This window comes from Rubrivirga marina (assembly GCF_002283365.1).
Taxonomy (GTDB): Bacteria; Bacteroidota; Rhodothermia; order Rhodothermales; family Rubricoccaceae; genus Rubrivirga; species Rubrivirga marina.
The window spans coordinates 3349481-3360200 of record NZ_MQWD01000001.1 but is presented as its reverse complement, the minus strand read 5'-3'; the positions used below and the strand labels follow the sequence as shown (position 1 = coordinate 3360200).

The 10720-nt window shown below is 72.2% G+C and carries 10 protein-coding genes; 9 read left to right on the top strand and 1 reads right to left on the bottom strand.

The genetic code is table 11. The annotated features are described in order from the left end of the window. The first annotated feature begins 10 nt into the window (after window positions 1–10). The 9 genes from BSZ37_RS14240 to BSZ37_RS14200 all read left to right on the top strand — a co-directional run bounded on the left by BSZ37_RS14240 (window position 11) and on the right by BSZ37_RS14200 (window position 10402). Complete coding sequence (locus tag BSZ37_RS14240) at window positions 11–847, top strand: purine-nucleoside phosphorylase (RefSeq protein ID WP_095511194.1); 837 nt, start codon at window positions 11–13, stop codon at window positions 845–847. 43 nt (window positions 848–890) lie between these two features. Next, on the top strand, window positions 891–2558 hold the full coding sequence (locus BSZ37_RS14235) for a S1 family peptidase (RefSeq protein ID WP_095511193.1): 1668 nt from the start codon (window positions 891–893) through the stop codon (window positions 2556–2558). A gap of 92 nt (window positions 2559–2650) precedes the next feature. Further along, complete coding sequence (gene hisD / locus BSZ37_RS14230) at window positions 2651–3985, top strand: histidinol dehydrogenase (RefSeq protein ID WP_095511192.1); 1335 nt, start codon at window positions 2651–2653, stop codon at window positions 3983–3985. 36 nt (window positions 3986–4021) lie between these two features. Further along, the gene (locus BSZ37_RS14225; RefSeq protein WP_095511191.1) at window positions 4022–5119 is read left to right on the top strand and encodes a pyridoxal phosphate-dependent aminotransferase; all 1098 of its coding nucleotides are present in this window, start codon (window positions 4022–4024) and stop codon (window positions 5117–5119) included. Window positions 5120–5158: 39 nt separating this feature from the next. Continuing rightward, on the top strand, window positions 5159–6424 hold the full coding sequence (tyrS, locus tag BSZ37_RS14220; protein ID WP_095511190.1) for a tyrosine--tRNA ligase: 1266 nt from the start codon (window positions 5159–5161) through the stop codon (window positions 6422–6424). 94 nt (window positions 6425–6518) lie between these two features. Further along, complete coding sequence (locus BSZ37_RS14215; protein ID WP_095511189.1) at window positions 6519–7106, top strand: bifunctional nuclease family protein; 588 nt, start codon at window positions 6519–6521, stop codon at window positions 7104–7106. A 43-nt stretch (window positions 7107–7149) separates the two neighbouring features. Next, window positions 7150–8826, top strand: a complete 1677-nt coding sequence (gene bshC, locus BSZ37_RS14210) for a bacillithiol biosynthesis cysteine-adding enzyme BshC (RefSeq protein ID WP_095511188.1) — start codon at window positions 7150–7152, stop codon at window positions 8824–8826. Then, window positions 8823–9503, top strand: coding sequence for an HD domain-containing protein (locus tag BSZ37_RS14205; protein ID WP_218830508.1), 681 nt, complete (start codon window positions 8823–8825; stop codon window positions 9501–9503). The genes bshC and BSZ37_RS14205 overlap by 4 nt, the downstream gene beginning before the upstream one ends. 590 nt (window positions 9504–10093) lie before the next feature. After that, entirely contained in the window at window positions 10094–10402 is a 309-nt protein-coding gene (locus BSZ37_RS14200; protein ID WP_095511186.1) for a hypothetical protein, read from the top strand. A 105-nt stretch (window positions 10403–10507) separates the two neighbouring features. On the opposite strand, the gene BSZ37_RS14195 is transcribed toward BSZ37_RS14200, so the two are convergent. After that, window positions 10508–10708: a hypothetical protein gene (locus tag BSZ37_RS14195; RefSeq protein ID WP_095511185.1), complete on the bottom strand. Its 201-nt coding sequence runs from the start codon at window positions 10706–10708 to the stop codon at window positions 10508–10510. Window positions 10709–10720: the final 12 nt, after the last annotated feature.

Here is a 10720-nt window from a genome sequence, read left to right as displayed (position 1 = left end):
CTCCCGCCCCATGCCCTTCGACCCCGCCATCGACGCCCGCCAGTTGCAGGAGGCCGTCGCTGCCATCCGCCAGCACACCGACCTCGAGCCGGAGCTCGCGCTCGTGCTCGGCTCCGGCCTCGGGGCGCTCGCGGACGAGGTCGAGGACCCCGTCGTCCTCACGACAGCCGAGGTGCCGCACTACCCGCAGTCGACGGTCGAGGGGCACGCGGGGCGGCTCGTGATCGGGCGGCTCGCCGGGCGGCCGGTCCTCGTCATTCAAGGGCGCATCCACGGCTACGAGGGGCACGACGCCAGGGCCCTCGGTTTCCCGGTGCGTCTCGCTCATGCGCTCGGGGCGCGGGGGCTCCTGCTGACCAACGCCGCCGGCGGCATCAACCCCGCGTTCGGACCGGGGACGCTCATGCTCATCAGCGACCACCTCAACCTGGCGTTCCAGAGCCCCCTGGCCGGTCCGGTGGGCGAGGGGGAGGTTCGCTTCCCCGACCTGTCGAATCCATACGACGAACCGTGGCGAGAGCAGGCGCGTAACATTGCGATAACACGGAAAATTCCGTACCGTGAGGGGGTGTATGTGTGGACCTCCGGTCCCTCCTACGAGACCCCCGCCGAAATCCGTTTTTTCGCCCGTGTCGGGGCTGACGCCGTCGGCATGAGTACTGTGCCCGAGGCCCTGCAGGCCGCTGCCCTCGACCTGCCCGTCCTCGGGATTTCGACCATCACCAACCCCGCGGCCGGCCTTCAGGACACGCCGCTCGACCACTCCGAAGTTCTGGAGGTCGGGCGGCAGGTCCGAGACCGACTCGCAGCCTGGGTCCGCGGCATCGTCGCCGAGTCCCGCCTCTAGCGGGAGGGCCCGGGTCTCCTTCGGGAGCCATGCCCCGGGACCCATGACGACTCGCCTCTCGGCTCTCGCCCTCCTCGTTCTGCTTGTCGCCCCGCTGGCCGCGGCGGTGGAGGATCCGCTCCGGCTTCAGCTGTTCAGTGGGGTCGATCGGGAAGCGGTCGAGGTGGGCGGGCTCCTGGAGGTCGAGGTCGAGGTGCTGGCGGTCCCTGCGACGCCGGCCGCTCGCGAGGCGCTCGACGCGGCGTTCCGAGCTTGGGACCTCGGCCAGCAACTCGGTAGCGGGTTCGAGGTGATCCGCGAGACGGCGCCGATGGGACGGGCCTCGGGCGCCGTCGTCGAGCTCCAACGGCGCGTGATCGTCCGCGTGCTCGACATGACCGTCGACGCGGTCCCGAGCCTGACGCTCCGAGTGCAGACGCACGGGCGCGACCGGGCGTATCGGACACGGCCCCACGCGCTCCGGACCTACGCCGACGGCGAGGCCGTCCGCTCGGCGGGCCGATCGGTGGTCGCCATCACGGCCGAGGGCGAGCTCGACGGCGTCCGGTTCGAGCGGATCGGGTCGGCGTTCGCCATCGGCGACGACGCGCTCGTGACGGCGTACCACGTGGTCGTCGGGGCCCGGAGAGTGCGTGCGACGTTGCCCGACGGCCGACGCGTGTCCGTGGGGCGCGCGTGGGCGCTCGACCCCGTGCGGGACGTCGCCGTGCTCCACCTGCCGCCCGAGGTGGCCCATGCCGCCGACCTCCGGCCGCTCGTGATCGCTCCGGCCTCGGCGTCGGGCCGGGTGGCGTTCACGGCCGGCTGGCCGGGAGGCACCCAACGCCGGACCGTCGCCCCTCGCTTCGACGACCTGGTGCTCGATGACCAGCGGGTCCGGATGGCCGCCAACGCCGTCCAGCCCGGCGACAGCGGCGGACCTCTCCTCGACGAGCGGGGGCGCGTGCTCGGCGTCGTGGTCTCCGGCCGGCAGACCGGCGGGGCGTCGGACCTGCTCGACGAGGCGATCTCGCTGGCCTCTGACCCGACGGTCGCGCTCGCCGAGTACCAGGCCGCGACCGAGACCGTCCGCCTCGGTCGCGCCCTCGCCGACGCCACGCGAGCGTTGCCGGCGGCCCGGGCGCACGCCGCCGTCGGCGCCATCCAGGTGCCGGTCCGCCGCGACGACTGGGACGAGCGGCCGCACGTGGCCCTCCTCCGCGAGGCGCTCCGACAGGCCCCGGACGACGCGGTCCTGCAGTACACGGCTGGGATGATGCTCGAGGAGATCGGCGAGGCACAACTCGCGGCCGGAGCCCTCGATGCGTCGCGCCGAGCGGGCTACGTGCCGGCGGGGTACTCGCTCGCCCATCATCTGTTGAGCCGAGGCGCGCTCGGCGAGGCCGCCATGCTGTTCGCGGAGACGGCCGCTGCCGGTCCGTACCGTCGCCTCGGCGCGTTCGGGCAGGCGCAGGCGCTCGTGGGGATGGGCCGCTACGAGGAGGCCGAGGTCGCTCTGATGGCCGTCCTCGACCACGACGCGCGGTTCGCGCCGGCGCTCTACTTGCTCGGGATCGTCCGCCTCGCACAGGGGCGGGTGGAGGAGGCCCAGGCGCTGACCGTCCGCCTCGGCGCGCGGCCGGGCTGGGCCAACGCGCTCCGTCTGCCGATCGAGGCCGAGGCGCTCCGCCCGCCCAACCTGGAGGCGCTGCCCCGCGTGGCACTCCGGTAGGGGAGATCTCCGCCGGCCGCCGTCGTCGGGTGACAGCGGTGAATGCGGAGTGAACCGCGGATCGCGGCTCGGAGGGCGGGGTAGGTTGCCGCATGTCCGCTCTGCTCCCCCTCGTCCCGTACCTCGAGCGCCGCGACCGGCTGGCCGCCGTGCTCGACCGGCGCGCCGTGTTCGACGACGTCGTGGAGAGGAGCGTCCGCACGATCCTCGCCGATGTCCGCCAGCGGGGCGACGCGGCGCTGCTGGACCTGACCGAGCGGTTCGACGGCGTCCGCCCCGACGCGCTCGCCGTCCCGTCGGATGCGCTGGAGCAGGCGCTCAACGACCTCGATCCGGCCCTGCGGACGACGTTCGAGGAGGCCGCCTCCAACGTCCGCCGGTTCCACGAGGCGGAGATGCCCGAGTCGTGGACGTCCGATGACGGAGACGGCGTCACGCTGGGCCAGCGGATCTCACCGGTCGAGCGAGCCGGGCTCTACGTCCCGGCGGGAACGGCGCCCCTCCCGTCCAGCGTCATCATGAACGCCGTCCCGGCGCAGGTGGCCGGCGTGGACGAGATCCACGTGTGCAGCCCGCCCGGTCCAGACGGCCTCCCGCACCCGCTGGTTCTCGCGACGTGCCGGCTCCTCGGGATCGAGGACGTCTATGCCGTCGGCGGGGCGCAGGCGGTCGGTGCACTTGCCTTCGGGACCGAGACGGTGCCGCGCGTCGACGTCGTCGTCGGGCCGGGCAACGCGTACGTGGCGACGGCCAAGAAGCTCGTCGTCGGGCAGGTCGGGATCGATTCGGTCGCGGGCCCGAGCGAGGTCGTCGTGCTCGCGGACGCCGACGCGGACCCGACCTACGCCGCGGCCGACCTGCTGGCGCAGGCCGAGCACGACGTGAGGGCGAGCGCCGTCCTCGTGACGCCGAGCGCCGCCCTCGCCGAGGCCGTCGTCGCTGAGGTCGACCGCCTCGTCGCCACGCTCCCCAGAGCCGACGTCCTTCGCCAGTCGCTCCCGGCGTACGGCGCCGCCATCGTCACCGAGACGATGGACGAGGCGGTCGCCTGCGTCGACGAACTGGCGCCCGAGCACCTCGTGATCCTCTCCGACGAGGCCGACCTGCTGTGGAGCTGCATCCGGCACGCGGGGGCCGTGTTCCTCGGGCACGACTCGCCGGAACCGGTCGGCGACTACTTCGCGGGGCCCAACCACGTGCTCCCGACGGGGGGGACGGCGCGGTTCGCGTCCGCGCTCGGCGTCGGCGTGTTCCTTCGGCGCCAGTCCGTCGTCCGGTACTCCGCCACGCGGCTTCGGCAGACCGGCGAGGCCATCGCCCGCTTCGCCGAGGCGGAGCACCTCGACGCCCACGCCCTCGCCGTCCGCGTCCGCCTCGGGGACGAAACGCGGGTCGATCCGGTCACCGCGACCGCTGCGTCGGAGTAGACGGCCCTTCACATCGCACACTTCCCTCCTCACCCGATGGCCCCCGTCGACCTCGTCCGTCCCGAGATCCGCGCCGAGCGCGCCTACCGCGTGCCGACGACGATCGAGGCCACGGCCAAGGTCGACCAGAACGAGAGCCCGTACGATCTCCCCGAGGCCATCAAGCGGCAGGCCCTCGACGCCTTCGCCGCGGCCCCGTGGAACCGGTACCCCGACGACAGGCCGCACCGGCTCGTCCGCGCTCTCGAAGCGAAGGAAGGGCTGCCGGAAGGCTCCGTCATCGTCGGCCGGGGATCGAACGAGCTGTCGCACACGCTCGCGCTCTGCTTCCTCGGCCCGGGGACGCCCGTCGTCCTGCCGAGCCCGATGTTCGCGCTCTACGCGAGCGTCGCCCGCATGCACGGGGCCGACGTGATCGACGTGCCCGCCGGCCCCAACCTCCGCCACGACGCCGACGCGATCCTCCGCGCGGCCCAGCGCGCCGACGCGCCGCTCACGATCGTCACGACGCCCAACAACCCGACGGGCCAGACGATCGACCACGGCGATCTCCTGCGGCTCGCGGCCGGCGTGCCCGGCATCCTCGTCATCGACGAGGCCTACCACGAGTTCCTCGACGGCCCGACCGCGACCGACGTCCTCCGGGCGCACGACAACGTGCTGGTCCTGCGGACCTTCTCGAAGGCGTTCGGCCTCGCGGGCGTCCGCCTCGGCGTGTTGTTGGGGCACCCCGAGTTGATCGCGGAGATGGAGAAGTCGCGCCTGCCGTTCCTGGTCGGCCGGCTGGGGGAGGAGATCGGGCTCGCGATCCTCGACCACCCCGGCCTCGTGGCAGAGCGCGTCGACGTGCTGAAGGCTGAGCGCGCGACGCTGGAAGCCTCGATCGGCGCGCTCGAAGGCGTCGAGATTCTTCCCGGCGCCGCCAACTTCTTCCTCGTCCGCACCCCGCTGGCGCCCGCCGAGCTGCAACGCCGGATGGCCGAGCGCGGCGTGCTCATCCGCGACGTGTCCGGCTACGCCGCGCTCTCCAGTCGCGACGGCACGCCCGGCTGGGTCCGCGTGTCCGTCGGCTCGCCCGAGGAGAACGAGGCCACCCGCCGTGCTTTTTCCGAGGTGATGGGCGAGGCGTCCTAGCGTCACGTCCTGCCACGACTCGACTTCCGCATCCCCCGAATGACGTTCCTCGACGACCTCCGCTGGCGGGGTCTCATCTACGACCAGACGCCCGACCTCGCCGAGCACCTCGCCGAGGCGCCCCGGGTCGGCTACATCGGGTTCGACCCGACAGCCGATAGCCTCCACGTGGGCTCGCTCCTCCAGATCCTCGGGCTCCGCCGGTTCCAGCAGCACGGGCATACGCCGATCGCGCTCGTCGGCGGCGGGACCGGGCTCATCGGCGACCCGTCGGGGAAGAAGGCCGAGCGCCAGCTCCTCACGCGCGAGATGGTCGAGGCCAACGCTGCGGGCATCCGGACCCAGCTCGAGCGGTTCCTCGACTTCGACGGGCCCCGCGCCGCACGGATGTCCAACAACGCCGACTGGCTGACGGAGATCTCGCTGACCGACTTCCTGCGCGACGTCGGGAAGCACTTCACGGTCCAGCAGATGACGGCGAAGGAGTCGGTGAAGCGGCGGCTCGAAAGCGAAGTGGGCCTGTCGTTTACGGAGTTCAGCTACCAGCTCCTCCAGGCCTACGACTTCCTCGTGCTCCACGAGCGGGAGGGCTGCACGGTCCAGATCGGCGGGTCCGACCAGTGGGGGAACATCACGGCCGGGACCGACCTCGTGCGGCGCGAGGGCGGCAAGGCCCACGGGCTCGTCCAGCCGCTCGTCACGAACTCGTCCGGGGCGAAGTTCGGCAAGACCGAGGCCGGGACGGTTTGGCTCGACGCCGAGCGGACCTCGCCGTACCGGTTCTACCAGTTCTGGCTCAACAGCGACGATCGGGACGTAGTCAACTATCTCAAGTGGTTCACGGACTTCGGGGTCGACGAGGTAAAGGCGCTTGCCGAATCGCACGAGGAGCGGCCCGGCGCCCGCGAGGCGCAGCGTGAGCTGGCCCGCCACGTCACGACGCTCGTCCACGGCGCCGACGCGACGGAGGCCGCCGAGCGGGCCGGGCGCGCCCTCTTCGGAGGCGACCTCTCGGAGCTCAGCTCGAAGGAACTCGACGAGGTGTTCGAGGAGGCGCCGTCGTTCGAGATGCCGGCCGCCGACTTCGAGGGCGAGGGCGCCCGCGTGATCGACCTCCTCGTCGAGGCCGAGCTGGCGAGCTCGCGCGGCGAGGCGAAGCGCGCGATCCAGGGCGGCGGCGTGCGCGTCGGCGACGCCCGCGTCGAGGACCTCGGCCAGCAGGTCACGCGGGAGGACGCCATCGAGGGGTCAGTCGTCGTGCTCCGGAAGGGGAAGAAGTCGGTCGCTCTCGTCCGCCTCGTCTAGCCTCGTGAACCGCGCGCGCGCCGTCTCGTTGGGGACGGAGACGCGCGCTCCGGCCGTATCTTCGGCGCCCCCCAGGATCGATTCTTTCCCTCCAATGGACTACATCCAGGTCGACATCATCGGGCTCTCGACGAGCCCCTCGTCCGGGGGGGCTTACGCCCTCGTGCTCGGCGAGGTCGGTGGCAACCGACGGCTCCCGATCATCATCGGGGCGTTCGAGGCGCAGGCCATCGCGCTCGAGCTCGAGAAGATCCAGCCGCCGCGGCCGATGACCCACGACCTCCTCCGGTCGCTCTTCGACACCCTCGGCGCCGACGTGACCGACGTGGTCATCGACGACCTCCGCGAGGGGACGTTCTTCGCCAAGATCCGCTACACGTTCGACGGCGAGGAGGCCACGCTCGACGCCCGCCCGTCCGACGCCGTCGCGCTGGCGGTCCGCACCGACGCCGACCTGTTCGTGGCGGCCGGCGTCCTCGACGAGGCCGGCATCCCGGCCGACGACGAGGGCGAGCCCGACGAGGAGGGCTTCCAGCCCGACCCCGTCGCCGCCGCGTCGTCCTCGGCCATGTCGAAGCTGGACCGCATGGAGAGCCAGCTCGAGAAGGCCATCGCCGAGGAGGACTACGAGACGGCCGCCCGCCTGCGCGACGAGATCGCGCGGATGAAGGAGGACAACTAGTGGCCTGCCGACCGACGACCGCCGATCGCTGCCGCGCCTGTCGATGAGCGCGGTCGCTCCGGGTCCGGCCGTCGGGGCGATTCCGCACGCGGCCCTGGGCGCCTCGGCGCTGTTCCGGAGCTACCTGGCCGGCGAGGAGGCCGCTCTCCGGTTCTACCGCTGGTCCCCGCACTCGGCCCAGGACCGTGCCGAGGCGGCCCGCGTCGCGGCCGAGGCGGCGACGCAGCGAGGCCACCGCGACGCCGTCGCCCACGTGCTCGCGGAGCAGAACCGGGGGTGGGGGAGCAGCGAGGCCGTGCTGGACCACGTCGAGGCGCTGCGCGAGCCCGACAGCGTCGCGATCGTCACCGGGCAGCAGCTCGGGCTGTTCGCCGGGCCACTCTACACCGTCTACAAGGCGCGGACGGCCGTCCGCCTCGCCGCGCGTCTGGCGGAGGAGACAGGCCGGCCGGTCGTCCCCGTGTTCTGGCTCGCGGACGAGGACCACGACTTCGAGGAAATCCACCGGGCCGTTTTCGTGGATGGAGAGGACGTCCGCTATTGCAACTACGACGACGGCAACCCCCCTCAGGCCGACCGGGGCGCCGTCGGACGAATCGTGCTGGAGAAAGGGGCCACCGAGCAGGCTCTGGCCTCCTTGGCGGACGCCCTCCCTGACGGACCCGGCCGGGCAGCGGCACTCGAGCTCGCGCGTGGCGCCTACGTCCCGGGGCGAACGATGCGCGACGCCTTCGCCTTGCTGCTCCGCGCGCTCGTCCCCGACATCGTCTTGATGTCGGCCGACGACGCGCGCCTGAAGAGGCTCGCGACCTCGCTGTTCGCCCAGGAGGTCCGCGATTGGCAGGACACGGAGCGCGTGCTGAGCGATCGGAGCGGTGCGCTCGTCGAGGCCGGCTTCCACGCCCAGGTCAGCCCGTCGCCCGTCAACCTGTTCGTGATGGGGGAGGGCTCGCGCATGCAGATCGACCCGGCCGGCGGTGACTTCGTCCTCCGCGGCACCGCCGACGTCCTCACACCCGACGCGCTCCTGGCGCGGCTCGATGGGGACCCCGCGTCGATCAGCCCGAACGTCGTCCTCCGCCCGCTCCTCCAAGACACGCTCGTGCCGACGGCTGCCTACGTCGCCGGGCCAGGCGAGGCGGCCTACTTCGCACAACTCGGCCCTGTCTACGAGGCGTTCGGGGTGCCGATGCCGGTTATCGAGCCGCGCCTGAGCCTGACCGTCGTCGAGGCCGGCGTCGCCAAGGTTCTCGACCGCTACGGTCTCTCGCTTCCCGACCTCGCGGGCCGACCGGGCGGAGGCCCGCAGGAGACACTTCACGCCCTCTGGCGTCGCTTCGCCCTCGACGCCTCGGACCTCGACCTCGACGCCGCGTTCGATCGAGCCCGGAAGGCCGCCCTCGCCGCCCTCGATGAGCTCCAACCCGTTGCGAGGGAGGTCGATGCGGCGCTCGCCTCGACTGTCGGTGCCGCGCGCCGCAAGGTGGAGAAGGCACTCGAGGTGTTGGAGACGAAAACCGTCCGACTCGAAAAGCGGAACCATGAGGTCGTTCGTGCCCGGCTGGCGCGAGCGCAGGCCGCGCTCTGGCCCGAAGGCCACCTCCAGGAGCGATGGCTCGGCCCCCTCGGCGTCGTCGCCCGCCACGGCCCCGGCGCCCTCGCGGACCTGGTCCACGCCGTCCCGCTCGACGCGACCGCCCACCACCTCGTCCGACCGTGACGACCGACGCCCTGTTTTCGCCGCTCGTCGAGCGCGCCATCGAGATCGCTGCCGAGTGGCACGACGGGACGTACCGAAAGGGACGGTGGACCGACCCCTGCGTGGGCGACCCGGGCGGCACACCGTCGCGCGTCCCCGCCATGGCCCACGTCACGGCCGTCGCCCTGACCGTCCAGCGCGCCGGGTGGGGCGACGAGGCCGTCGCCGCGGCGTTCCTCCACGATGCCCTGGAAGACGCGAATCGGCACGGCGACGCGCTGGGTCGCGCGACGCTGGTGGCCCTCGTCGGCGAGGAGGTGGTTCGGATCGTCGAGGCGGTGTCGGAGCCGAAGCGAGACGACGTCGGGGACTGGTTGCCGTGGAGGACCCGCAAGGAGGCGTACCTCCGGTCGCTCTCGGCAGGCCCCGTCGAGGCCGTCGCGGTGTCCCTCGCCGATAAGCTCCACAACGCCTACTCGATGGCGTCGAGTCTCGAGGCGGGAATCGACATCTTCAGCTCGGCGCCAGGGCGCAAGGCGCTCTCGGCCGGCGCCGCGGACCAACGCTGGTTCTTCGAGGCCGTGCTCGGCGAGAGTGAGTCGGTCGAGGACCCCCGCCTCACTCCGATGCGCGATCGGCTTCGACAGGAGGTGGCCCGGTTCGCGACGCTCACCGAGACCCGAGGCCACCCGGAGTAGGGGCCGACACCGGGGTGGGGATGAGGGCGGCACGGGGGAGTCCCCGATAATCGCATATCTTGGGAGATCAAGGGATTACGTCGTGCATTCGGACTGGCGTAGGCGTTAGGTGCGAGGAGACCTGCCTGGACAGTTTTCCCGACACCGCGCGTCGTAGTCCGTCCCTCGGGATCACACCCCGACGTGGCCCCACGCGGTGCCAGGGTTCGCCCGACAGATCCATCAGCGGCGGAGGGTTTGGCCTCTCCGCCGCTCGTGTATCGACCGGTTCGTTGCGGGACCTAGTGGGGGAGGGCTCTCGTAGGGGTGGATAGCCTCCGGGCGCCTGTATGACTCGACTCCTCCTCGTTCTCTCCCTCGTTCTGCCGGCATGCAGCGGCGATCAGCCCGCTCCGTCCTCGCCTGACGCTCCGAGGGCTTCGGCATCCGAGTCGACGGCCGACGATCCTCCCGCACAGGAAGTCCGTCCCGGGGTCCGGATCGACCGACTTCTCCATCCCGCCGCGCCGCTGGCGGAGGTCGTAGACCGGCTCCGAGAGCCGCGCAGCCGTGACGTCGAGGCGGTCCCGAATCGGCACGTGCCCGGGGAGGTGGACACCCTTCGGACGTGGCGCTACGACGGTCTCACGCTCGAACTCCATGAGGCCTACGACGGCGAGGTCCTGCTGCGCCGGCTGGACGTCACGTCCGACACCTACGGAACCACGGACGGCCTGTCGGTGGGCGAGACGCGAGCGGACCTCGAGTCGGTCCTCGGGGGGCCGGCCGAAACGGAGGGCGGCATTGTGAGCTACCGGACGGACGGAGAGCTGCCGACGACGATCGACGTGACGTACGAGCGGGACGGCGACGGCGTCGAGCGGGCCTCCGAGATCGCGTGGCACCCGCCCATCGACTAACCGTCACTCCGTCCAGCGGAGCGACGCGTCGAGGACCTCCGACCATGCCTCGCCCTGGTTGTGCGCGGTCGGATGGCGGAGCCGTGCCCGCACGCCGACGTCGTCTCAGAACAACCCCTGCTCGAAGCCGGCGGGCACGTCGAGGCTGTAGCCGAACCGCTCGTTCGTGTAGGGCTGGGTCGGCGCGGCGGCCGAGGCGGTGTCGGTGGTGACCGGCACGGGCGCATCGGACCCCTCCTCCGCCTGGGCCGCCGGGCCGGGTGGGTCGGCGGAGGGGCCGTAGGCGGCGGCGGGGAGGACGAGCACCGAGAGGAGGGA